A 23,179-nucleotide genomic window follows, 5' to 3' on the forward strand; every position below is an offset into this window, starting at 1 on the left:
GTCGATTCAGGCCGGCCTTGCCTGCAACGCCAGATCGATCGCCTCGGCGAGATCGCGCTCGCGGAACGGCTTGCTCAGAGGGACGAGGTTAAGTTCCGGATCCGGCGGCACATCCGAATAGCCCGTTGCCAGCACCACAGGGATCGAGAGGCCTGCCGCCACAATCGCCCTGGTCATTTCCATGCCGGTCATGCCCGGCATGGCTTGATCCGTGACGACGAGATCGAAAGCGCTGGCGCGCAGGCGGTCGAGCGCCTCGGCGGCGGAATTCACCGCCTCGACATCATGTCCGAGTTCGGACAGCATTTCTTCGGTGTTCATCAGCACCAGGAAATCGTCATCGACGGCCAGAACGCGGAGGCGGCGGATCGGAGGCGCCTCCGCCTCGATCGGCCCCTCCTCAGACGCCTCGCCCAGGGCTCGCGGCAGCCAGATCTCGGCCACGGTTCCCTTTCCGGTCTCCGAACGAATCTTCAACGTGCCTCCAGATTGCTCGGCAAGGCCGCGAACCATCGGCAGGCCAAGGCCCGTGCCCTTGCCCGGGCCCTTGGTGGTAAAGAACGGCTCCATGACCCGCAGCAGCGTCGCCTCGTCGATTCCTTCGCCGGAATCCTCGACCGCCAGCACGACATAGGCCCCGCCTCGCAGCGACACATCCTCGTCGTTCCCGACATTCGCCTCCCGCGCCGAAATGACGATGGAGCCACCTTGGGGCATGGCATCGCGCGCATTGACCACAAGATTGATCAGCGCCGATTCGAGCTGGTTGGCGTCGGTGTTGGCCTGCGGGAGTCCCGCCGGGAAACGCTGCTCGATCACGATGGACGGCCCGATGGACCGCTCCAGGAGTTCAGCCACGCCGCCAACGAGCTCTGCCAGCGAGACCGGCCCGGTATCGAGCACCTGCCGCCTGGCGAAGGCGAGCATGCGCTGCACCAGCGCCGAACCTCGCAGCGCGCCGCGCGTTGCATTCTCGACAAGGCGCATGAGCTTGGGATCGTCGGGAATGCGCTTGCGGAGCAGATCGAGGCTGCCAAGGATCGCCATCAGGAGATTGTTGAAATCATGGGCGATGCCGCCAGTCAGTTGGCCGATCGCCTCCAGCTTCTGGGATTGAAACAACGCCTCGCGCGCCTCTTCCAATGCACGCTGTGCCGAGCGGCGCTCGGTGATGTCGCGCGTCACCTTGGCGAAGCCGACGATCTCGCCGGCATCGTCACGGATCGGGTCGACGACGACATTGGCCCAGAACCGCGTGCCATCCTTGCGCAGGCGCCAGCCCTCTTTTTCGAAGCGTCCCTCGCGGCGAGCGATCGACAAGGTGCGCTCGGGTTCGCCCGCCGCCCGATCCTCGGGCGTATAGAACAGGGAGAAGCTGCGTCCGATGATCTCCTCCGGCGCATAGCCCTTGATGCGCACGGCGCCGGGATTCCACGTCGCAACGCGGCCGATGGGATCGAGCCTGTAGATCGCATAGTCCGTAACGCTCTGTACCAGAAGACGAAACTCTTCTTCCGATCGAAGCAGGGCGCTGGCTGCTTCACGGCGCTCGCTCAGATCCCTTGTAATTTTGGCATAGCCGATCAGTTCGCCGTCAGGAGAACGCATCGGATCGAGAATGACATGACACCAGAAGCGCGTCCCATCCTTGCGCAAACGCCAGCCTTCGGTCTCGAAACGTCCCTCGCGCTCAGCCTCGGCCAAGGCGCGCGCCGGCAGCCCGGACTGACGATCCTCCGCGACGTAGAAGCGGGAAAAATGCTCACCGATAATCTCGTCCGCACGATATCCCTTGATACGTTCCGCGCCGCGATTCCAGCTGACCACCCGGCCGTCGACATCCAGCATGCAAATGGCGTGGTCCGCAATCGAATCGACCAGGAGCCGATAGCGGCTCTCATCGTTCGCAGGGGCATCTTTGAGGACTGAGGATTGAATGTTGGGCACTCCGTACCGATCGCCCTGCCGACGCCATCCTGACCCGGCTTAGCCCGAACCTGCCACTCGATCAACGCGTGGGGACAATCCGGGTTCCGGCGCGCCGCCGCGGCGACAAGCAATATGCGGCCTCGCCGGTCGCAAAACTTGACCAGCCCATGCGAGGGCGGCAAGAATGCAATTCATGTCAGCGTACTGGGTGAGTGGTGAAGGACCTGCTTTCGGCGGTGGATGTTCGCGGATTGCTGTTCGGGCTCGTCGAGGATGCCCAGGTTCTGGTGGCCGCCTATGATCCGTCCGATCGCCTGCGCATCGCCAATGCCGCCTTCCGAAGCGCGTTCTTCATCGAGCCGGAAGAAACACCACTCTGGTCCGAAATCATGCGGCGCAACCATCGTGCAGGCCGTGGCACGGTGATCCTCAATCCAGATTTCGACGCCTGGCTGACCTCGACCCAGTCGCGTCGCGGCAAGGTCGGCTTCCGGGCCTATGAAACCGACCTCGCCGATGGGCGCTGGATTTGGATGGCGGAGACGGTGCGTCCGGATGGCTGGATGTTGTGCATCGCAAGCGACGTGACGTCGATCCGGGCCGACGAGCGCACCGTGCGGCAGGATCGCGATCTCGCCATCCGTGCGGCCTATACGGACGAACTCACCGGAATTGCCAATCGGCGCTTCGTGACCGAACGCATCACGGCGATGGTCGAGACGCCGCGGGGGCTGGATGACTTCGTCGGGTGCGTGGCCCTGTTCGACCTGGATCATTTCAAGGACGTGAACGACCACTATGGCCATGCAACGGGAGACATCCTCCTGCGCGATTTTTCCCGCCGCATGCAGGATCAGTTACGCCGCGGCGATTGCTTCGGGCGCATTGGCGGTGAGGAATTCGTGCTGGTGCTGCCGGCAACGCCGCCCGATCAGGCGGCATTGATCCTCGAACGCATGCTCGCCGTCGCGCGGCGGGCGCGGCCCGTGCCCGAATTGCCGGAGGTCGGCTACACTTTCTCCGCGGGCCTTGCCGAGGCCATGCCGGGCGATCATCCCGAGGATGTCATCCGCCGGGCCGACAATGCGCTCTATGGGGCGAAGCTCGGCGGTCGGAACCGCATCCGCCTCTACAATCCGCCGCACCCGCCCGCGGCCAGCGGCTGATCAGAACTTGCCGTAGCGCAGATAGGCCTCTTGCGGATCGATGCCTTCGAGGATCGCCTTGCGGACCAGATTCTCGGTCGCGATCGCCGCTTCCGATTTCTCGACGACTTCAAGAACGATGGCGCCCGGGATGCGTATCATGCCGTCGCGATCGCCCACCAGATAGTCGCCCGGCGCGATGACGACATCGCCGATTTCGATCTCGACCTCGGTCGCGACCGGCAGCCAATAGCCGACGATATCGCGCGGCGTATGACCGCGGCACCACGTCTGGAAGCCGATCTGCAGCAGGAAATTGACGTCGCGCGCATAGCCATCGACGACGCAGCCGCGCACGCCCTTGTTCTTCAGCGTCTCGGCGGAGAGTTCGCCCATATGGGCGACGCGGTCATCATTGGGTTGGCAGGTCCATATCGACCCGGCCGGCGCCTTGGAGAGCAGCCCAGTCCAGGCGAGCAGCGTTTCATGCGGGTCCGCCGAGACGTCGACCTTGCCGAGAATGGTGAATACCGGGCCAGCCAGCGTGCGCTCCGGGTGGATCGGCCGCAGATCGGCCGGCAAAGTGAAAGCCTTGAGGCCCATCGCGCGCATGACGTCGTGGACGACGCCCGTATAGCAGGCCTCGAGGCGCTCGGTGATCGTCGGCAAGGTGGTCTCCTCAGGCGGCGGGCAGGCAGGCGGGGCCGATCGGCTCGAACGATTTGTAGGTTAGGACGAACTCCTGGTGACCCAGTTCCTCCGATTTGGTGCGGCCACCGGCCCCCAGCGACAGCACCAGATCGTGGATCTCCTGACCCACTTCAGCAAGTCCCGCCCTCCCCTCCAGGATCCGGCCAGCATCGACGTCCATGTCGTCCTCCATGCGCCGGTAGGTCTCGGGATTGGCGCAGATCTTGACGACCGGCGAGATCGCCGAGCCGACGACAGAGCCGCGGCCGGTGACGAACAGCACGACATGGCTGCCGCAGGCGATCAATTCGACGATCTCGGCATTGTCGTTAATGTTCGGGAAGCCGAACCGAACCTCGCCGTCCGGCACCACGTCGAGCAGGTAGAGCCCGCCGCGCGGCGGCACGTCGCCGGGCTTGATCAGACCGGATATCGGCGAGGTGCCCGACTTCGCGTAGGCGCCCATCGACTTCTCCTCGATGGTCGTGAGCCCGCCATCGGCGTTGCCGGCGGCGAAGGAACCATAGCCGAGCGTCGCGTAATAGCGCGCCGCCTTGGCGACGCTGGCCTCGAGTTCGACGCCCAGTTCCGGCGTCGCGGCGCGGTCGGCCATGATGTGTTCGCAGCCGATGAGTTCGCCGGTCTCCTCGAAAATACAGGCCGCCCCTTCCTCGACAAACAGGTCGAAGGCGCGGCCGGCCGCCGGATTGCCGGATATGCCGGAGGTACCGTCGGAACCGCCACAGACCGTGCCGATGACGAGTTCGCTCGGATCCATCGGCACCGTCGGCGCGGCGTCGAGGATCGCGCGCTGCTCGGCGATGAAGGCGCGGCCTTCCTCGATCGATTTCCGCGTGCCGCCGGACGCCTGGATGACGATGGTCTTCACCGGCCGGCCGCTGGCGCGAACGGCGCGCTCCAGCGCGTATTTGTTGAAGCTCTCACAGCCAAGCGAGACGAGGAGCACGGCACCGACATTGGGATGGGTGCAAAGCTGCTCCATCATCCGCCCGCCATACTCGTTCGGATAGCAGCCTGGAAAGCCGATGACATGGACGCCGTCCTCGCGGAACGGGATCGCGATCTCGCGCGCAACATGATGGGCGCATTCGACGAGATAGCCGACCGCCACCACATTGCGGATGCCCTTGCGCCCGTCCGAACGCAGATAGCCGCGCATTTCGATCATGATGGGACCCCGCTCGTCGCCGCCTGCTCGTCCAGGAGATGATGCGTCGGCGTGTAGTCGCTCTTCACATTGTGGACATGGACATGGGCGCCGCGCGGGATCACCTCGGTCGCCGATCCGATCGGCGCGCCATATTTCAGGATCTTCTCGCCCATCGCGATGTCCCGTCGCGCCAATTTATGGCCGATGGAAAGGGCCGCGCCGAGCGGCAGGTCCACGCCGTCGATCAGTACCGTTTCGCCTTCCGGGATGCGGGAGCGCGCCACCACGACATTGTCGCCGTCATGCAGCAGCAGGAGACGCGGATCGATCGATGATGGCACGGCTTCCTCCGATGACCGGCCGTTTCAACCGACCGATTTTCATCTGGGTTAGCGCATCGCCGAAAGATCGGAAACAAAATTTTTTATATTGCATGGCCGGGCTTTCGCCGCATAAGGTCGGCGCCATGAGGGCACTGAAACGGGCGACGCTGGCCGAGCAGGCCTATGAAGAACTGCGCAGCCAGATCGTCTCCGGGCGCCTGCGCGGCGGCGAGCGCCTGCTCGCCGACGAGATCGCCGACAAGCTCGCGATCAGCCAGACTCCGGTGAAGGAAGCGCTGGCGTTGCTAGAGCGCGACGGCCTCGTGATGGGCTCCGCGCGCCGCGCCTCGGTCGTCCGGCGCTTCGAGCCCGCCGACATCGTCGAAATCTTCGAGGCGCGCATGCTGGTCGAACTGCACGCGCTTTCGGCCGGCCTCGCCGCCGGCCGGGCGACGCCTGATTTCGTGAAGCGCCTCAGCGGCCTGTTCGAGGCGCATGTCTCGGAAGTCCGGAAGCAGAAGGACGAGGCGCTGGCCGATGCCATCCGTCTTGATCGCGAGTTCCACGAGATGCTGGTGGAGCTTGGCGCCAATGAGACGATCGCCGGATGGCACCGGGTCGTGCAGCGACAGACGCAAACGATCCGCAATTTCACGCTGAAGAGCTATACGCTGGAACGCACCGAACGCGAGCATTCGGCCATTGTCGAGGCGATTGCGCGCGGCGATTCGGAAGGAGCCGTCGAGGCGCTGCGGTCGCATTTGACCGTGAGCCGGGATGCGATGTTGTCTCGTGCACCGGAGGAACTGCCGGTCAGAAGCTGACCTTTTGCATCGCGTCGGTGGAGGCCGCCGCTTTGTACCGCTTGCACGGGATGACTTCGGGAGGAGGTCGTAGCCGCCAGCTTGTTCCGAACCAGCGATGGAGCGGACGGATGTCGGCACGAGGAAGTGAGAATAAACCTTGGGAGGAATAAGAATGAAGTCTCTGAAAACGAGGCCGGCCGCTGTTGCGAAAGCCGTCCTGCTCGCTGGCGTCATGGCTTTCATCGGCGCTGCCGGTGCCAAGGCCGAATCCGGCAAGGTCGCCGTCGACCTGACGACGCTTACCTCGCCGTTCTGGACGTCCTACAACAAGTACATCATCGAGGAAGCCAAGGCGCAGGGCGTCGAGCTCCTTGAGCCGTTCAACTCGGAATTCGACACGGCAAAACAGATCACCGGCGTGCAGAACGCGCTGGCTCTCGGCGCCAAGGGCATCATCTTCTCGCCCTTCGAATCCGCCGCGGCCGGCAATGTGCTGAAGGCGGCCGAAAAGGCCGGCGCCAAGGTGGTTGCGGTCGACGTGGCCCCGGACAATGGCCCGGTCGCCATCGTCGTGCGTGCCAACAACGTCGCCTATGGCGAGAAGGCCTGCAAATTCATTGGCGACAACGTCAAGGAAGGCGCCGTCCTGCAGATCATGGGCGACCAGGCCTCGATCAACGGCCGTGATCGCGGCAACGGCTTCCGCGATTGCGTCACCAAGAACTACCCGAACCTGAAGCAGCTCGAAGTGCCGACCAAGGCTTGGTCGGGCGAGGATGCGGCCGCGGGTCTCGACGCGATCCTGAACTCCAATCCGGATCTGAAGGCGATCTACATGCACGCCGGCGGCGTGTTCCTGGCGCCGACGCTGCAGACGCTGAAGCGCAAGGGCCTGCTGAAGCCGGCTGGCGAAGCCGGCCACATCATCATCGTTTCGAATGACGGCATCCCGCAGGAATTCGACGCGATCCGCAAGGGCGAGATCGACGCCACCGTCTCGCAGCCGGCCGACCTCTACGCGAAGTACGGCATCATGTACCTGAAGCAGGCGATGGAGGGTAAGACCTTCGCTCCCGGCGCGACGGACCATGAGTCGACCATCGTCGAAGTCCGCCCTGGCGTTCTCGAGGACCAGTTGGCCGCGCCGCTGGTCACCAAGGAAAACGTCGACGACAAGGCGTTCTGGGGCAACCAGCTCTGAGGTTCGAAGCGCGCCCCGCGAAAGCGGGGCGCGCACCCCTTTCCCATCACGGGCACCACTCCATGCAGCAGACCCAAACGGGTGCCGCGCTGCCGATCGTCGAGGCGATCGGCGTATCCAAGCGCTACGGCCCCACGATCGCGCTCAGCGATGCGCGCCTTACCGTGCTTCCCGGTGAATCCCACGCGCTGGTCGGGCGCAACGGCGCCGGCAAATCGACGCTGGTCGGCATCCTGACGGGCCTGCGCGCCTCGGACACCGGCGAGGTGCGCTTCTCGGGCGAGCCGGCGCCGCCGATCTCCGATCGCGAGGCCTGGCGCCAGCGCGTCGCCTGCGTCTATCAGCACTCGACCATCATCCCGGACCTGACCGTCGCGGAGAACCTCTTCATCAACCGCCAGCCGCTCGAACGCGGCTTCATCTCCTGGTCGACGCTGCGCCGGCAGGCGCGCGAACTGCTCGACCGCTGGAATGTCGCCGTGCCGGAGGATATGCGTGCCGGCGACCTTCGTGTCGAGGCGCGCCAATTGGTGGAGATTGCCCGGGCCCTTTCCTACGGCGCCCGTTTCATCATTCTCGACGAGCCGACCGCCCAGCTCGACGGCGAGGAGATCAAGCGCCTGTTCACGCGCATCCGCGAGCTTCAGGCGTCCGGCGTTACCTTCCTGTTCATCTCGCACCATCTGCAGGAGGTCTATGAGATCTGCCAGGCGGTGACGGTGCTGCGGGATGCGCGCCACATCATCACCGCGCCGGTCGCAGACCTGCCGAAGAACCGCCTGATCGAGGCGATGACCGGCGAGAACGTCCATCTCGGCGTTGCCGACGCGGCCGGGCGCACGGTGGATCCGAAGACCCCGATCGCCCTCGAGGTTGAGGGGATCTCGGGCGAGGATTTTGGCGACATCAGCTTCACGATCCGCCGCGGAGAAGTCGTCGGCCTCTCGGGCTCGACGTCGAGCGGGCGCGTTGGCGTCGCCGAGGCGATCGCCGGGCTCGGACAATATCGGGCCGGGACGATCCGTATCGACAAGAAAAAACTCCCCTCCGGCGACGTGCCCGCTGCACTGGCGCTCGGCGTCGGCTGCGTGCCAAAGAGCCGGCACAAGGAGGGGCTTATCCTCACCATGCCGATCGCCGACAACACGACCATGACCGTGAACCGCAAGCTTGGACCGTTCGGCTTCATCCCGCCTCGCAAGCGGGCCAGGCTGGCCGAGGAGACGATCCGCGCGCTCGGCGTCGTCACGCAAGGGCCGGAACAGCTGGTATCGGGTCTCTCCGGCGGCAATCAGCAGAAGGTCGTGATGGGCCGCGCGCTCGCCAATGACCCCTCCGTCCTCGTGCTGATGGATCCGACGGCGGGCGTCGACGTGAAGTCGAAGGAGGCCTTGCTCGGCGTCGTCGAGCGGATGCGGCAGGAGGGCAAGGCCATCCTCGTCGTCTCCAGCGAAGTCGAAGACTTAAGAACCTGCGACCGGGTGCTGGTCATGCGCCACGGGTCGATCGTCGCGGAACACAAGGCGGGCTGGAGCGACAATGCGCTCGTCGCCTCCATAGAAGGAATCGAGGCGCTATGAGTACCCGAGACTCCCTTTCGCCGGCGGCCGGCCCAAGTCTTTCGCCGAGCCGTCCGAGCCTTTCTCGGGCGCTGGCCGGACGGTTCCGCGACCTGGCGCTGTTGCCGGCACTCGTCGTTCTGATCATCGTCGGCGCCCTGGTGAGCCCGGCGTTCCTCACCCAGGCCAACATCACGACAATCCTCACCTCCTCGGCAGCGCTTGCCCTGGTCGTGCTGGCGGAATCGCTGATCATCATCACCGGCAAGTTCGACCTGTCGCTGGAATCGACGGCCGGATTCGCGCCGGCCATCGGGGCGCTGGTCGTCTTGCCGATCGCCAATAACGGTTTCGGGCTCGAACTGCCGACCATCGTCGGCATGTTGCTGGTGCTGTCGATCGGGGCGATTGTCGGCTTCATCAACGGCTTCCTGATCGTCCGCCTGCAGCTGAACGCCTTCATCGTCACGCTGGCCATGCTGATCATCCTGCGCGGGATGCTGGTCGGCGCCTCCAAGGGCCGGACGCTGTTTGACCTGCCGGACGCCTTCTACGCGCTGATGATCGTGACCTTCCTCGGCATTCCGCTGGCCGTCTGGCTGGCGGCCCTCGCCTTCCTGATCGCCGGACTCGTGCTCAAATATCACCGGCTCGGCCGCGCGCTCTATGCGATCGGCGGCAATCCGGAGGCAGCGCGCGCCGCTGGCATCCGCGTCGAGCGCATCACCTGGGGCATTTATGTGCTGGCAGGCGTGCTCGCTTCGGTCGGCGGGCTGGTGATCACCGGCTATGTCGGCGCGATCAGCGCCAACCAGGGCAACGGCATGATCTTCACGGTCTTCGCCGCCGCGGTCATCGGCGGAATATCGCTGGATGGCGGCAAGGGCACGATGTTCGGCGCGCTCACCGGCGTGCTGCTGCTCGGCGTCGTCCAGAACCTGCTGACGCTGGCGCAGGTGCCCTCGTTCTGGATCCAGGCGATCTATGGCGCGATCATCCTGGGCGCGCTGATGGTGGCCAGACTGACTGCGGGCGTGCCGCAGAACTGAGCCTTCGCAAACCGGCCGCGCGAGCCCTTCCCGGGAGGCAGGAGGGAACGCGCGGCCGAACGCTTGCCGCACCGACGGAAGAGAGGGATCCGGCGCGACGAGCGAAGGGTTGGCTGCGTCAGGCGACGCCGTCGGCGAGCGTGATCGTCTTGCCGGTCCTTGCCGATTCTTCGATCGCGACCAGCACGCGGGTGACCTGCAAGCCGTCGCGGGCGTCAGCCAGCACCGGGGCATCCAAGACCACCGCGTCGACGAAGCGAGCAATCGCCTCGGTGACGAAACCGCCGATGCGCCCGCCGGCCGTCGGCGTGATGCCGATCACGTCGGCACCGCGCAGGCCGTTGCCCGTGTACTTCTTCACGACGTCGTTCAGGGTCGGGTAGGTCTCGACCGCGCCCTTGTCGCCGACGATGTCGATACGGAAATCGACGATGCTCGGCATGTCGAGCGGCAGTACCCAGCTGTTCTGGAGCGTCGCCACGCAGCCATTGTCGAATTCGAGCAGCGCCATATGCACGTCGGCGGTGTCGACGCCCTTGCCGGAGAGGTGGCCATGACGCGCCATCGCCTGCACCCGCTTGACCTCGGCGCCCATGATGAAGCGCAGCGCGTCGAGCGCGTGGCTGCCGAGGAACCAGAGCGCCGAGGACTTCGACGCCCAGGACAGGAGTTCAAACGGCACGAACTGCGTGTTGGAGAGCCGCGCCGAGGCATGCAGCGGCATGCCGATCTCACCGGCAGCCACCGCCTGCCGGACCGCCACGATCGGCGGGCTGACGCGGTTGTGGAAGTCGACCATGGTCTTGGTGCCGGAAACGGCGGCGGCGTTGGCGATCGCCTCGGCCTCAGCTAGCGTCGTCGCGAGCGGCTTCTCGCTCATGACATGCTTGCCGGCCTTGATGGCGGCGAGCACGATATCGCCATGGGCGAAATCGGGCGTCGCCACGGTGATCGCCTCGACCTCCGGATCGGCGAGCAGTTCGCGATAATCCGTATAGACCTTGGTCGCGCCGAACTGGCGCTGCATTTCGGCGCCGCGTTCCGGGTTCAGATCGCAGACGGCATAGAGCTCGGATGCCTCAATGGCATTGAGAGTCTGACAATGGAACGAGCCCCAGAGGCCCGCACCGACGACTCCGAAGCGGGTCTTCCGGCCCGGAGCACGCAGTTGCGACATTGCAGTCATCCTTTCACAGAGCCAAAGGTGAGCCCGCGCACGACATAGCGGTCGAGGGCCAGGAAGATGAGCATGGGGGGGATCATCGCCGCGACGGCTGCGACCGCGATGAAGCCCCAGGTGACGCCGGCCGTGCCGAAATATTGCAGCGTGCCGACAGGCAGCGTCGTCGTCGAGCGGTTGGCGAGCACCAGCGGGAAGGCGGCGTTGTTCCAGGAGAAGACGAAGGCGAACATCGAGGTGACGATGATGCCGGGGCGCACCAGCGGCAGCACGATCCGCAGCATGATCGCCGCCGTGCTCGCGCCGTCGACGCGGGCCGCCTCCTCGATCTCGACCGGCACCTCGTCGATGAAGGAGCGCATCAGCCACACCGAGAAGGGAATGGTCAGCGTCTGGCAGATCAGGATCATCGAGAAATAGGTGCCCTTGAGCCCGACGGAACTCGCCAGGATCGAATAGGGGATCAGGAAGGCGACAGGCGGCGCCATCAGCAGTCCCAGATACCAGAGCATGATGTTCTTGCGGCCGCGGATCTTGTAGCGCGACAGCGCATAGGCCGCGGGGAACGAGAACGGCAGGTTCAGCAGCACCGCGCCGGCGGCGATGATCACGCTGTTAAAGAGCTGCGGCCGGTTGTTGCCGGGATCGAGGAAGGTATAGCGGATCGCATCCCAGGTCGGCTCGAAGACCAGCACCGGCGGCATGGTGAAGGCCGTCGCCGTCGGGCGAATGGCGAGCAGCACGAACCAGACGATCGGCCCGATGAAGACCAGCATCAGGACGATGACCATCGCATAGGCGAAGATCTTGCTGGGGAGCTTTTCGGTCTGGTCCATCGGCTCAATCCCAATCCCGAAACGCGAAGAAGACGAAAAGGCCGATGATCGCGTTGACGATGATCACCATCATCCAGGTCATGGCGCTGGAGAGGCCGATGTTGAAGTCGACGAGACCGGCCTGGTAGAGCGTGTAGCCCAGCGTTCGCGTCGACGCTCCCGGTCCGCCCTTGGTCAGCACGACGATCAGGTCGAAGGTGTTGAAAAGCTGCATGAAACGCAGCATCACCACGATCAGCGCCGTCTTCTTGATGAGCGGCATCTTGATGTGCCAGAGCATGGCGAGCGGCGGCGTGCGGTCGAGGCGTGCCGCCTCGATGATGTCGTCGGGGATCGACAGCAGCCCGGCATAGAGCACAATCGCGAAGAACGGCGTCCACTGCCAGATATCGGCGAAGAGCACGGCCCAGAGCGCGGTGCTGCTCGATCCGAGCAGGCCCTGCGCCGGGATCGGAATGCCGACCGACGTCAGCAGCCAGGGAATGAGCCCGCCGCCCGGATCATACATATAGCGGAACAGGAAGCCGACCACGATCGGCGCGATGGTCGTCGGCATGATGAGCAGCGCGCGGGCGACATTCATGCCCTTGAGCTGGCGCGCGAGCAGCAGCGCAATCATCAGCCCCAGCATGAACTCGACGGCCGTGCCGACCACCGTCATCAGGACGGTATTCCACAGTGCGCCGAGGAAGAAGCCGCCCTGAAGCGCCATCTTGTAATTGTCGAAACCGACGAACCCCATCGGCGTGGGGCCCATCTGCAGGTTCCAGAAATAGAAGCTGTTCTTCAACGCGAACAGAAGCGGGAATGCGATCAGCGTCAGGAGCAGGATGATCGACGGGCTGATGAGCAGCCAGGGAACATAGTTGGGCATGTGCCGCCGCACACGCTTACGCGGCGCCGCCGGGACTGAAGCGAGCGTCATCGACTTCCTCTTTCACGAAGGAGGCGGCGCACGGTCCTTCCGCGCGCCGCCGAATTCAGCCTCAGGAGAGCGACTTGATGAGCGCCTTGGTGGCGTCCAGCGTATCGTCGAAGGAGGGCTGGCTGAAGGGGATGAGGAAGTTCCCCTTGAGGATGTTCGTGAAGTAGCTCGAGGTCTGCTTCAGGCAGTCCTCCGGGCTCATCGCGCCGGAAAGCGCGTTGTTCAAATTGAGGCCGTAAATGCCTTCGAGCGTGGTGTAGACCGGCGCCGGTGGGCGGACGATCTTGCCATTGCCAGATTGCAGGGCGACGAGCTGGCCGGGCAGATACGGATAGATCTTCAGCAGGTCGGGATCCGAATAGAGCGACTTGCGGCCGAAGTCCGAGAACTGGAAGCCGAACTTGTTGAAGAGGCCCATGGCCTTCTGCGTCTTGGCAGAGGTGGCCCATTTGATGAACTGCCAGGATTCATCCGGCTTCTGCGTGTTGCCGGCGATGCCGAGGCTGTGGCCGCCGAGCGAGACCACCTGGTCCTTGCCGGGCTGCTTCGGCAGCGGGACGATGCCCATCTTGTCGGCGACGACCGAGTCCTTGCCGGACATGTAGCCGTCCTTCTTGCAAAGATAGGAATAGGCCGTCCACCAGTAGAACATGCCGATATCGCCCTTCGCGAAGCGCATGCCGGCGTCGAACCAGTTGTAGTTGATCGACTCCGGCGGGGCGTATTTGTAGAGGTCGACGAAGGCCTTGAGCGCGTCGAGGTTTTCCGGGCTGTCGATGGTGGGCTCGAAATCCCAGGTCGGTGCGGCCGGGAAGGCCTTGAACCAGCGGGCGCCCTTGCTGGCCTGCAGCTGGGTGTACATGTGGACGATCGGCGCCGGCTGCTGGCCGGCCAGGACCGTTCCGACGATCTTCTGGCTGTCGAAGTCGGCGCCGTTCACCTGCTTGATGATCTCGGCGTATTCGTCCCAGGTCCAGCTGCCATCCTCGGGGATCTTGATGCCCTTGGATTCCATCAGGTCCTTGCGATAGAAAACCATCTGCGCGTAGGACGCGACGGGAAGCGTGCCGACCTGGCCGCGCCACGTATTCATCGAATAGAGGACTTCCGGAATGAAGTCCGAGAAGTCCATGTCCTTGTCCGCCTTGATGAAATCATCGAGCGGCTTGATCCACTTGCTGCCAAGATACTGGCCGAGCCACATCTGGTCGACCGAGATGACGTCGGCGTCCGGCTCGTTGGAGACGAAGGAGGAGGTCAGGCGGGCCTGCAGCGCCTCAAGCGAGATCGCCTCGATCTCGAGCTTGATGCCGGTCTCCTTGGTGAACTCGTCCTTGAGGCCTTCGATCGCATAATAGAAGGGATCGCCGGCGAGGAGGACGCGCAGCGTCTTCTCCTGAGCCGATGCCACGCGCGGCATGCCGCCGAGCGCCGCGGCTCCAGCCAGCGCCGTGCCGCCCTTCAGCAGCCCGCGGCGGGTCGGGGTGAAATTAGCGAAGTTCGCCATTCTCCGAGTCTCCTCATCTGGAAGGTTCATAGTCCCGCGGCGCTTCGCCCCGCGATTTCTTCAAATCCGCCGCCTTCGAACCGCCCTACCGGAGCGCTCCTGGTTGCTGGACTTCCCTGTTTGTTTGAGGCTCGCACAAACATTCGTGATCGTCAACGACCTGAAGATGGGCTAGAAAGGAATGGCGCCGCGATGCGTGCAACCGCCGGTTCCTACGGGGTCTACATCACCGGCGCGCGAAGGCACGCAGGCCGCCTTTCTCTGCGGATATCGCCGAAAGCTTGGCGGATGCCGCTGAAAGGGATATGCGCAGGTCGAGAGGCTTGGATTCAGAAAACGATGGCGAGCAGCGAGGACGGATTGTTCGATGCGGATCGGCCGGCGCCGCTGCCGACCGACAGCCCTACCGCCTTGCGTGACCGCCCTTCCCTGCTCTCCTCATCGCTCGTTGGCTCGACCAATCGCGGCCGTGTGGTCCAGGCCCTCTTCGACCGTGGGCCGTCGAGCCGGGCGGAACTCGCCCGCTTCGCCGGCGTCAACCGGACGACCATTTCCGGCATTGTGCAGCCACTGCTCGACCAGCAATTCCTGGTCGAGGGAGAGCCGATGCCGGCCGGCGACGTCGGCGGCAAGCCGGCGCGCCCGCTCTGGTTCTCCCCGCAATCCCGGCCGATCTGCGGCATCCTGCTGATGCCGGAGGAAGTCCGCTCCTGCCTCGTGAGCCTTGAGGGCAAGATCGAAGCCGAGCACAGCGAGCCGCTATCCGCGCATCTAAGCGGGGCCGACGAGGTTACGGAGCGGCTCATCCGTTGCGTCTCCCGAACGCTCGCCTCGGCGAAGCGCAGCCCGCTCGGCCTCGGCGTGGCCGCGGGTGGCATGGTGGATACCAACCGCCGCTCGATCATCGCCGTGAACCTCGCGCCGGTGCTGGCCGGCTATCCGGTGGGCGACATCCTCGCTCGCCGCTTCAACCTGCCGGTCCAGATCGACCATCATCCACGCGCGCTGCTCGTCGGCGATCGCTGGTTTGGCAAGGGCCGCGGCATGCGCAATTTTGCCGTCGTCTATACCGGCGAGGTGCTGGGCGGCGCGCTGCATCTCGACGGTCATCTCTATCGCGGCCTTTCCGGTGCCGGAGGCGAACTCGGCCACACCTTCGTGCAGGTCGATGGCGATATCTGTCATTGCGGGCGGCGCGGCTGCTGGGAGACGATCGCGACCTTGGGCTGGCTGCGTCGCCGGGCACGTGAGGCCGGGCTACCGGATCCGGATGGGATCAACTCGCAGCGTCTGGTTGCCCTCGCAGGCGATGGCGCAGTCGGCGCGGAGGAACTTCTCGACCTCTACGCCCGCAACGTCGCCATCGGCATCGCAAATCTGCAGCAGACCGTCGCCCCGAATTTCTTCATCCTGCATGGCGACGTCGTCGGCGGCGGCTCGCGCATGGTCGAAGCCATCGCACGGCATGTGCGCCGGCTGGTCCCGAGCCGGCCGGGTGGAGAAGTCAGCTTCGAGACCGGCGACACGGAGGACCGGGCCGCCCTTCTGGGCGCTGCCGGGCTGGTGCTGTCCGACCTGCTGCACTTTCCACTTTAGTTTGTTCGATTTCGCACGCTCAACAAGCGTTCCTGCTGCCTTTAGACGAACACAACGTCGAGTTACCCGATTTTCCGTTTGATTATGTTCGCTTGCCGGATATCCTGATCGAAGCGGAACATGGTCGATAGTGCCAGGAGGATGGATCCCGCATGGTCTACAAGATCGATCCCGATGCCGATCGCGTCTATATCGAGGAATTCCGCCAAAAGCCGATCGGCGCCCACAGCCCCGGCCTGCAGCGCCTTCTCAACATCATGCGCCATGATCCGAGCGGCCGACAGGTCGTGCTCGTCTGCCGCAAGCCATTCGAGGAGTGGGTGCTGGGTCAGATGCCGGTCGACCGGTCGGAGCCGATCGCGATCGAGGACGAACCCATCTTCACCGATATCGGCTCCGCCGAGTGGGAGGTCTTCCGTCGGCGCTGGCGCGCCATCACCGGCGAAGACATCAACATGCCCTTCCGCGACTGACACCGCCTTACCGGATCCAAGCCATGCTCAAAATCGTCGGCTATCCTGATCGCTACAGCGTCGCGCCGGGCGAGACGATCGCCTTCAAGCTCTCGGTCGAGGAAGGCGCGTCCTTCGACGCGCGCATCGTCCGCGTGGTGAATGGCGACTGCAATCCGGAGGGACCGGGGCTTGAATTCCGGCATGTCCCGACCGACGCCGACGGCCGTCATGCCGCGCTCGTCCAGCGGGTCGATGCCGGCTCCTACATGATTGCCGAGGGCGTGCCGCCGCTGGCCGAAAAGCCATTCACCTTCTGCGCCTTTATCTGGCCGACTCTGCCAACGCGCCCCGACCAAACCCTCGCCGCCCAATGGGACAGCGCGACGCAATCGGGCTTTCGCATCGTTATCGCCGGCGGCCGAACCGGAATCGTCGTTGGGGACGGCAAAGGCGGCATCTCGACGGCCTTCGTCGACGGCGTGATGATACCGCGCCGCTGGTATCACCTGGTGATATCGCTCGACCCGGCGAGCGGCGATGTCACGATCGCGCAGCGTCCCTTCATTGCGTATGCGAAGACCCAAGATGCCGGTGTCTTCTCGGGGCGGCTCGATGTCCGTCCGGCGGCGCTCGCAGCGCCCTTCCTGCTGGCCGGCACGGTCGAGAAGGACGGTAGCGTCGACCGCCACTATGACGGCAAGATCGACAGCCCGACGCTTCTCGCCGGACAGCACGGGCCGGAGGACCATTTGCGCCTCCTCCAGGCTCATATGCCCCAGGAACTTGCCACTTCCGTCGTTGCGCGCTGGGACTTCTCGCGCGGGATCGACACGGCGGCGGCAACGGATGTCGGTCCGTCGCTGCTGCATGGCCGGCTCGAGCAATTGCCGACGCGCGGCATGAAGGGCTGGAACTGGACCGGCGAGGAGCATGCCTGGCCAAGGAAGCCGGAGCAGTATGGCGCCGTGCATTTCCACCATGACGACGTCTATGACGCCGCCTGGAAAACGTCGGTCGAAGTCCGCCTCCCCGACGACATGCCGAGCGGCGCCTATGCGCTGCATGCCGTCTGCGGCGACAGCGACGAGACCGCCACACGCGAGGCTTATATTGCCTTTTTCGTGCGGCCGCCGCGGGCCAAAGCTGCGCGCGGCAAGCGGCCGAAAGTGCTGCTGCTGGCGCCGACCATGTCCTATCTCGCCTATGCCAATCACGGCGAGCACATCACGGCGCGCGGCGCCGAGCGGCAGATGGGCCGGCTCCTCACCTTCGGCCATGCCGATCTCTACATGTATGATCATGCCGAACTTGGCGGGTCGCTCTACGACACCCATGCCGACGGATCGGGCGTCAATTATTCGAGCCGGCTCCGGCCCAACCTCAATTTCTCACCGCGCTACCATTCCTGGCTCGGGGGACCCGGCTCGGCGCTCTACCAGTACAATGCCGATACCCATCTCTTTGCCTGGCTCGACAGGAAGGGCGTCGACTACGACGTCGTCACCGACGAGGATTTGCATGAGGACGGCTACGAGCTTCTGGCCGAATACCCAATCGTCCTGACCGGCACGCATCCCGAATATCATTCCACGGCAATGTGGGACGCGATGAAGGCCTGGGTCGATCGCGGCGGCCGGCTCATGTATCTCGGCGCCAATGGCTGGTACTGGCGGATCGCCTTCAACAAATCGCTGCCGGGCGTGATCGAGGTGCGGCGGGCCGAGGACGGAACCCGCACCTGGGAGCAGGAGCCGGGCGAATATCACCATTCGTTCACGGGCGAATATGGCGGCCTGTGGCGGCGGCTCGGGCGTGCTCCCAATGTCATGTGCGGCATCGGCTTCATCGCGCAGGGCTTCGATATGTCGAGCTATTACCGTCGCGCTCCAGACGCCGACAATCCCCGCGTGGGCTTCATCTTCAAGGATGTGCCGGACGAGATCATCGGCAATTTCGGCCTTGTCGGCGGCGGCGCGGCCGGCATCGAGCTCGACTGTATCTCCCTGCCGCTCGGCTCGCCGCCCAACATCCTCCGCCTCGCCTCCTCCGACGGCCACAGCTCCATGATGATGCTGACCAATGAGGAGTTCAGCATCGTCCTGCCCAATCTCGGCGGCGACCAGAACGAGCGCGTCCACGCCGATCTTACCTTCTACGAGACACCGGCGGGCGGCGCCGTATTCGGAACCGGCTCGATCGCCTGGTGCGGCTCGCTGCTGCCGAACGGCGGCGACAACAACGTCTCGAGGATCACCTGGAACGTTCTGGAGCGCTTCCTCGACGAGACGCCTTTCTGAGGTAGATGCACGATAGTCCCGTCGCGGCAGGCCTTCAGGGCGAGACGCGCAGGGCAATCCGGACGCGCGCCCATCGTTCCGTCGAAACGACCGACCCGTTCCTCGTTCGGAACGCCACGAATATGGTCCATGTCTGCTGCAAAACAGGGCATCACCGCGCTTCGTGACGTGCTATGGAATTGTATGCAATCAGGGGGCGGGCGTTCGACCCGGACGGCGGCAGCCCTCCAGTTAGAGCCAGGCCATGCGGTGTCTCATAGTCTCCGATCTGCATTATTCGCTGGCCCAGTATGACTGGGTTCTTGCGGTCGCCGGTCATTTCGACCTCGTCATCATCGCCGGCGACCATCTCGACCTCTCCTCGTCGGTCGACTGGCGCGCGCAGACGGTGGTGGTGAAGAAATATATCGACCGCATCCGCGCCAAGACGCGGCTCGTCACCTGTTCCGGCAATCATGATCTCGATTCGCGCGACGCCTCCGGCGAGAAGGTCGCGCGCTGGATCCGCGACTTCCGGCATCGCGACGTCCCGGCCGACGACGAATCCTTCACGATCGACGGCACGCTTTTCACCATCTGCCCATGGTGGGACGGTCCGGTGGCGCGCGAGCGGGTCGGCGCGCAGATTGCCGCCGATGCCTTGAAGCCGAAGCGGCGCTGGTTCTGGCTCTATCACGCGCCGCCGGACAATTCGCCGACGAGTTGGACCGGGCAGCGCCATTTCGGCGACACGGCGCTCAGTGAATGGATCGAGCAATACAAGCCGGACATCGTCTTTTCCGGTCACGTCCACCAGTCGCCCTTCGCCAAGGGCGGTTCCTGGGTCGACCGCATCGGCTCGACGATCATCTTCAATACCGGCCAGAGCTATGGCGCGCCGCCGGCCCATATCGTGCTCGATACCGACATTGGCGAAGCGGTCTGGATCTCACAGGCCGGCGTGCAGTCCATGCGGCTCGACCAGGCGCTGGAGCGGCCGCTGCCCTATCTGACCCGCCTGCCGGAATGGCTCACATCCCCGGATCGGGAAGGCGATCGGATCCCGGCTTAAAGTCGGTGTCGGGGTGGTGCATCAAGCTGTCCAGCACCTCGCTCACCATGCCGAGATGGTCGCCATGGTGGTCATATTGCTGCTTCATGTCGACGAGATAGCTCGTGGCGGCATTGAGCCGCTGGGCGAGCATGCGGGCGACGAAGAAGGCGAAATGCGGATCGGAACGCATGAACGCCGCCGCGTCGTCGAAGGCATAGACGGTCGATGACATCATCGCGCGCACGGTCGCCGTGTGGGGTGCATCGAGCAGGACCGACATTTCGCCGAAGATGGCGCCGGGTTCGGTGACGAGCGCGACCTGGGTCTCGCCGCGAACGACCTCCAGGACGCCGTCAGCCAGAACGTAGAGGCGCCCCGACGTCGTACCTTCGGAAAGCAGCACGGTGCCAGCGTCGAATTGCAGCTTCAGCCCCTCGTCGTACCGATGCAAGACCGACATCATCACCAAGCCCTCCCATCGAAGCCACGTCGCTGCTCCATGACCCTCGTGCATGGAACATCGCCGCTTGACCGTCGTCAAAGCAATTCCCCGGCCATAGGTCGATGATGTACAGTCCGCATCCCTTCTCGCGCCGGCTTTCGCTCGGCGCATTCCCTCCATGAGGCCTGGAAATGTCACTTCCGCTCGTGGGCCGACCGCGTTCCGATCGACCCGACTTCGCCAGCATGTTCACGCCGAAGCTCGTGACGATCCTGCGGGAGGGGTATCATTTTTCCGACTTCAAGGCCGATCTGTTTGCCGGCCTGACGGTTGCGATCGTGGCCCTGCCGCTGTCCATGGCGCTCGCCATCGCCGGCGGCACCACGCCGGACCGCGGCCTATACACATCCATCGTCGGCGGCTTCCTCGTCAGTGTCTTCGGCGGCAGCCGCTTCCAGATTGGCGGCCCGTCCGCCTCCTTCATCGTCGTGACCGCCGCGACGATGGCGCTACATGGCATCGACGGACTGGTCATCGCGACGATCATGGCGGGGCTGATGCTCGCCGCAGCCGGACTATTGAGGCTCGGCACCTATGTGAAGTTCATCCCCTATCCGGTCACGGTAGGATTTACGGCCGGAATCGCCGCCATCATCTTCGCCGGCCAGATCAAGGACCTGTTTGGGCTGACGCTGCAGCATGACCCCGCCGAACTCTGGCCCAAGCTGCAGGCGCTCGGCCAGGCGGCCGGGACGGTCAATCCGGCGTCCGTCGGGATCGCGGGGCTCACCATCGTCATCATCGTCGGCTTGAAGCGGTTCCGCCCCGGCTGGCCGGGCCTCCTGTTCGCCGTCGCCGCAGCCTCGCTCGCAGCCGCGGCCTTCTCGCTTCCGGTGGAGACGATCGGCTCGCGTTTCGGCGGCATTCCGAGCACCCTTCCAATACCGCACCTTCCAGCCATTTCCATCGACAAGGCCGTCGCCGTCTTCCCCGCCGCCGTCGCCTTCGCGCTGCTGGCGGCGATCGAATCCCTGCTTTCGGCCGTCGTCTCCGACAGCATGACCGGGCGTCGCCATCGCTCGAACTGCGAGCTTGTCGCGCAGGGCATCGCCAATATCGGATCGGCCCTGTTCGGCGGCATCTGCGTGGCGGGCGTTCTGGCGCGGACGGCGACCAATGTGCGCGCCGGCGCGCATGGGCCCATCGCCGGCATATTGCATTCCGCTTTCCTGCTGCTGTTCATGCTGGTCGCCGCGCCGCTGGCCAGCTACATCCCGCTCGCAGCGCTTGCCGGCGTTCTGGTCATCGTGGCCTGGAACATGGCGCAGCAGCATGAATTCGCTGTGCTCCTGCGCTCATCGCATGGCGACGCAGTGGTTCTGCTCGCGACCTTCCTCCTGACCATTTTCAAGGACATCACGCTCGGCATCGTCGTGGGCTTCACCATTGGCGCGCTGCTGTTCATCAACCGCATGTCGCAGGCAACGGCGATCGAATCGCAGACCCCCTTCGTCTCGGACGACACCGCCGACGACGCCGAGCCCCGCACCCGCTATAATTCCGCGCTGGCGACCGACAAGAACATGATCGTCTATCGCATCACCGGAGCGTTCTTTTTCGCGGCGGCCTCCTCGGTTGGCGCGGTCCTCGACAGCATCGCCGACCAGAGCAAGACGGTCGTGATCGACTTCTCCTCCGTGCCCTTCCTCGATTCGACGGCCGCGAACACGATCTACGGCGTTGCGAAAAAGGCTTCGCGGCACGCGACGACGCTCTACCTCACCGGGACATCGCGCTCCGTTCGCGAAGTACTGCTCAGGCACGACGTCAGTTCCGATCTGGTGCGATACCGGACCACGATCGCGGACGCAGTCGCCGAGGCAAAAGGCGAACCCATGGCGACGGACGAAGTGTCTCTGGCAAAGGCATGAAGGCGCCTCTCAGATCGACCGACGGCCGTCGCGGCTTGGCGCGGGCCGCCAGCCGCGGTTGACCTTGCCGTGCACGCTGATTAGAACGCCTCTAAATAAGAGGCGCACCCATGCTCTTCACCCGCACCAACCGCAAGCGCTTCGCCGACCTTTCCGAACGCGAGGTTCTCGCGCTCGCGATATCGTCCGAAGAGGACGACGGGCGCATCTACGCGACCTATGCGTCGCATCTGCGCAAGGACTACCCTGCCTCGGCGGCGATCTTCGACGAGATGGCGGAGGAAGAGGACGGGCACCGCAAGCGGCTGATCCAGGAGTTCCAGCGCCGCTTCGGCGATGCGATCCCGTTGATCCGACGCGAACACATCACCGGCTATTATTCCCGCCGCCCGATCTGGCTGGTGGAGAATCTCGGCATCGAGCGCATCCGCCAGGAAGCGGCCAATATGGAGGCCGACGCCTATAACTACTACATGGCGGCGGCGAAGCGGACCAGTGACCCGCAGACTCGCGAATTGCTCGGCGATCTGGCGGCCCAGGAGCGCCAGCACATGGCGCGGGCGAGTGAGGCGGAAGCCGCTCACCTGCCCGAGGAAGCCAAGGAAGAGGAAGCGCATCAGGCGCGCCGGCAATTCATCCTGACCTGGGTGCAGCCGGGCCTTGCCGGGCTAATGGACGGGTCGGTCTCGACTCTGGCGCCGATCTTCGCCACGGCTTTCGCGACGCAGGATTCGCACACGACGCTCCTCGTCGGCCTCGCGGCAGCGACCGGCGCCGGTATCTCGATGGGGTTCACCGAGGCGGCGCACGACGACGGCGTGCTGTCGGGGCGCGGCTCGCCGATCAAGCGCGGCTTCGCTTCGGGCATCATGACGGCGATCGGCGGCCTCGGCCACGCCCTGCCCTATTTCATCCCGCATTTCTGGACTGCGACAGTGATCGCCATCGCCGTCGTGTTCGTCGAGCTATGGGCGATCGCCTTCATCCAGAACCGCTTCATGGAGACACCCTTCTTCCGCGCCGCCTTGCAGGTGGTCGTCGGCGGCGCGCTGGTGCTGGCGGCGGGTATCCTGATCGGGTCGGGATAGCACCTCGACGGGAACT

General features: G+C 64.6%; 20 protein-coding genes. 11 read left to right on the forward strand and 9 right to left on the reverse strand.

Features of this window, described 5'->3' with window-relative positions:
• Positions 1-6: 6 nt before the first annotated feature.
• Positions 7-1,938 carry a hybrid sensor histidine kinase/response regulator gene (locus OSH05_RS03660; protein ID WP_266352339.1) on the reverse strand — a complete coding sequence of 644 codons (1,932 nt, stop codon included), beginning with the start codon at positions 1,936-1,938 and terminating at the stop codon, positions 7-9.
• Positions 1,939-2,144: 206 nt separating this feature from the next.
• Between OSH05_RS03660 and OSH05_RS03665 the strand changes: the two genes are divergently transcribed.
• Positions 2,145-3,095, forward strand: a complete 951-nt coding sequence (locus OSH05_RS03665) for a GGDEF domain-containing protein (RefSeq protein WP_407660341.1) — start codon at positions 2,145-2,147, stop codon at positions 3,093-3,095.
• On the opposite strand, the gene OSH05_RS03670 is transcribed toward OSH05_RS03665, so the two are convergent.
• From OSH05_RS03670 to OSH05_RS03680, 3 genes are read right to left on the reverse strand one after another with little or no spacing between them, the layout of a single operon-like run.
• The gene (locus OSH05_RS03670; RefSeq protein WP_104217526.1) at positions 3,096-3,743 is read right to left on the reverse strand and encodes an RraA family protein; all 648 of its coding nucleotides are present in this window, start codon (positions 3,741-3,743) and stop codon (positions 3,096-3,098) included. It abuts the gene before it with no gap.
• A 10-nt stretch (positions 3,744-3,753) separates the two neighbouring features.
• Positions 3,754-4,953 carry a UxaA family hydrolase gene (locus tag OSH05_RS03675; RefSeq protein ID WP_266352042.1) on the reverse strand — a complete coding sequence of 400 codons (1,200 nt, stop codon included), beginning with the start codon at positions 4,951-4,953 and terminating at the stop codon, positions 3,754-3,756.
• On the reverse strand, positions 4,950-5,276 hold the full coding sequence (locus tag OSH05_RS03680; protein WP_104217524.1) for a UxaA family hydrolase: 327 nt from the start codon (positions 5,274-5,276) through the stop codon (positions 4,950-4,952). Before OSH05_RS03680 ends, OSH05_RS03675 begins: the two co-directional genes overlap by 4 nt.
• A gap of 125 nt (positions 5,277-5,401) precedes the next feature.
• Here OSH05_RS03680 and OSH05_RS03685 point away from each other — a divergent pair, with 125 nt between their 5' ends.
• The 4 genes from OSH05_RS03685 (at position 5,402) to OSH05_RS03700 (ending at position 9,873) form a co-directional block, all read left to right on the forward strand.
• On the forward strand, positions 5,402-6,082 hold the full coding sequence (locus tag OSH05_RS03685; RefSeq protein WP_165801460.1) for a GntR family transcriptional regulator: 681 nt from the start codon (positions 5,402-5,404) through the stop codon (positions 6,080-6,082).
• Positions 6,083-6,236: 154 nt separating this feature from the next.
• Entirely contained in the window at positions 6,237-7,265 is a 1,029-nt protein-coding gene (locus OSH05_RS03690) for a sugar ABC transporter substrate-binding protein (protein WP_104217522.1), read from the forward strand.
• 62 nt (positions 7,266-7,327) lie between these two features.
• Positions 7,328-8,845 (forward strand): sugar ABC transporter ATP-binding protein, encoded by a 1,518-nt coding sequence (locus tag OSH05_RS03695; RefSeq protein ID WP_104217521.1) that lies wholly within the window; start codon positions 7,328-7,330, stop codon positions 8,843-8,845.
• Complete coding sequence (locus OSH05_RS03700) at positions 8,842-9,873, forward strand: ABC transporter permease (protein WP_104217520.1); 1,032 nt, start codon at positions 8,842-8,844, stop codon at positions 9,871-9,873. The genes OSH05_RS03695 and OSH05_RS03700 overlap by 4 nt, the downstream gene beginning before the upstream one ends.
• A 118-nt stretch (positions 9,874-9,991) precedes the next feature.
• On the opposite strand, the gene OSH05_RS03705 is transcribed toward OSH05_RS03700, so the two are convergent.
• The 4 genes from OSH05_RS03705 to OSH05_RS03720 all read right to left on the reverse strand — a co-directional run bounded on the left by OSH05_RS03705 (position 9,992) and on the right by OSH05_RS03720 (position 14,321).
• Positions 9,992-11,050 carry a Gfo/Idh/MocA family protein gene (locus OSH05_RS03705; protein ID WP_104217519.1) on the reverse strand — a complete coding sequence of 353 codons (1,059 nt, stop codon included), beginning with the start codon at positions 11,048-11,050 and terminating at the stop codon, positions 9,992-9,994.
• Between the two features lie 5 nt (positions 11,051-11,055).
• Positions 11,056-11,844, reverse strand: coding sequence for a carbohydrate ABC transporter permease (locus OSH05_RS03710; RefSeq protein WP_407660376.1), 789 nt, complete (start codon positions 11,842-11,844; stop codon positions 11,056-11,058).
• A gap of 49 nt (positions 11,845-11,893) precedes the next feature.
• Complete coding sequence (locus OSH05_RS03715; protein ID WP_407660377.1) at positions 11,894-12,763, reverse strand: carbohydrate ABC transporter permease; 870 nt, start codon at positions 12,761-12,763, stop codon at positions 11,894-11,896.
• 112 nt (positions 12,764-12,875) lie between these two features.
• Positions 12,876-14,321, reverse strand: a complete 1,446-nt coding sequence (locus tag OSH05_RS03720; protein WP_104217516.1) for an extracellular solute-binding protein — start codon at positions 14,319-14,321, stop codon at positions 12,876-12,878.
• A gap of 339 nt (positions 14,322-14,660) precedes the next feature.
• Here OSH05_RS03720 and OSH05_RS03725 point away from each other — a divergent pair, with 339 nt between their 5' ends.
• The 4 genes from OSH05_RS03725 (at position 14,661) to OSH05_RS03740 (ending at position 19,720) form a co-directional block, all read left to right on the forward strand.
• Positions 14,661-15,917, forward strand: coding sequence for an ROK family protein (locus OSH05_RS03725; protein WP_104217515.1), 1,257 nt, complete (start codon positions 14,661-14,663; stop codon positions 15,915-15,917).
• Between the two features lie 152 nt (positions 15,918-16,069).
• Positions 16,070-16,390: a hypothetical protein gene (locus OSH05_RS03730; RefSeq protein WP_104217514.1), complete on the forward strand. Its 321-nt coding sequence runs from the start codon at positions 16,070-16,072 to the stop codon at positions 16,388-16,390.
• Between the two features lie 23 nt (positions 16,391-16,413).
• Positions 16,414-18,669, forward strand: coding sequence for a N,N-dimethylformamidase beta subunit family domain-containing protein (locus OSH05_RS03735; protein ID WP_104217513.1), 2,256 nt, complete (start codon positions 16,414-16,416; stop codon positions 18,667-18,669).
• Between the two features lie 244 nt (positions 18,670-18,913).
• A complete protein-coding gene (locus tag OSH05_RS03740; protein WP_104217512.1) occupies positions 18,914-19,720 on the forward strand; it encodes a metallophosphoesterase family protein in 807 nt (268 codons plus the stop codon).
• Here OSH05_RS03740 and OSH05_RS03745 read toward each other — a convergent pair.
• Positions 19,680-20,165 (reverse strand): Crp/Fnr family transcriptional regulator, encoded by a 486-nt coding sequence (locus tag OSH05_RS03745; protein ID WP_104217511.1) that lies wholly within the window; start codon positions 20,163-20,165, stop codon positions 19,680-19,682. The two genes, OSH05_RS03740 and OSH05_RS03745, sit on opposite strands and share 41 nt — an antisense overlap.
• 170 nt (positions 20,166-20,335) lie before the next feature.
• Here OSH05_RS03745 and OSH05_RS03750 point away from each other — a divergent pair, with 170 nt between their 5' ends.
• Entirely contained in the window at positions 20,336-22,075 is a 1,740-nt protein-coding gene (locus OSH05_RS03750) for a SulP family inorganic anion transporter (protein WP_104217510.1), read from the forward strand.
• A gap of 110 nt (positions 22,076-22,185) precedes the next feature.
• Positions 22,186-23,163 (forward strand): iron exporter MbfA, encoded by a 978-nt coding sequence (gene mbfA, locus OSH05_RS03755; protein WP_104217509.1) that lies wholly within the window; start codon positions 22,186-22,188, stop codon positions 23,161-23,163.
• The last annotated feature ends 16 nt before the right edge of the window (positions 23,164-23,179 follow it).

This window comes from Kaistia algarum (assembly GCF_026343945.1).
GTDB lineage: Bacteria > Pseudomonadota > Alphaproteobacteria > Rhizobiales > Kaistiaceae > Kaistia > Kaistia algarum.

Coding starts and splice junctions, on each gene's coding strand:
- OSH05_RS03715 (WP_407660377.1), bottom strand. CDS start 12,763: ATGCCCAACTATGTTCCCTGGCTGCTCATCAGCCCGTCGATCATCCTG.
- OSH05_RS03745 (WP_104217511.1), bottom strand. CDS start 20,165: ATGATGTCGGTCTTGCATCGGTACGACGAGGGGCTGAAGCTGCAATTC.
- OSH05_RS03700 (WP_104217520.1), top strand. CDS start 8,842: ATGAGTACCCGAGACTCCCTTTCGCCGGCGGCCGGCCCAAGTCTTTCG.
- OSH05_RS03705 (WP_104217519.1), bottom strand. CDS start 11,050: ATGTCGCAACTGCGTGCTCCGGGCCGGAAGACCCGCTTCGGAGTCGTC.
- OSH05_RS03710 (WP_407660376.1), bottom strand. CDS start 11,844: ATGGTCATCGTCCTGATGCTGGTCTTCATCGGGCCGATCGTCTGGTTC.
- OSH05_RS03725 (WP_104217515.1), top strand. CDS start 14,661: ATGGCGAGCAGCGAGGACGGATTGTTCGATGCGGATCGGCCGGCGCCG.
- OSH05_RS03695 (WP_104217521.1), top strand. CDS start 7,328: ATGCAGCAGACCCAAACGGGTGCCGCGCTGCCGATCGTCGAGGCGATC.
- OSH05_RS03735 (WP_104217513.1), top strand. CDS start 16,414: ATGCTCAAAATCGTCGGCTATCCTGATCGCTACAGCGTCGCGCCGGGC.
- OSH05_RS03720 (WP_104217516.1), bottom strand. CDS start 14,321: ATGGCGAACTTCGCTAATTTCACCCCGACCCGCCGCGGGCTGCTGAAG.
- OSH05_RS03690 (WP_104217522.1), top strand. CDS start 6,237: ATGAAGTCTCTGAAAACGAGGCCGGCCGCTGTTGCGAAAGCCGTCCTG.
- mbfA (WP_104217509.1), top strand. CDS start 22,186: ATGCTCTTCACCCGCACCAACCGCAAGCGCTTCGCCGACCTTTCCGAA.
- OSH05_RS03750 (WP_104217510.1), top strand. CDS start 20,336: ATGTCACTTCCGCTCGTGGGCCGACCGCGTTCCGATCGACCCGACTTC.
- OSH05_RS03730 (WP_104217514.1), top strand. CDS start 16,070: ATGGTCTACAAGATCGATCCCGATGCCGATCGCGTCTATATCGAGGAA.
- OSH05_RS03685 (WP_165801460.1), top strand. CDS start 5,402: ATGAGGGCACTGAAACGGGCGACGCTGGCCGAGCAGGCCTATGAAGAA.
- OSH05_RS03740 (WP_104217512.1), top strand. CDS start 18,914: ATGCGGTGTCTCATAGTCTCCGATCTGCATTATTCGCTGGCCCAGTAT.
- OSH05_RS03675 (WP_266352042.1), bottom strand. CDS start 4,953: ATGATCGAAATGCGCGGCTATCTGCGTTCGGACGGGCGCAAGGGCATC.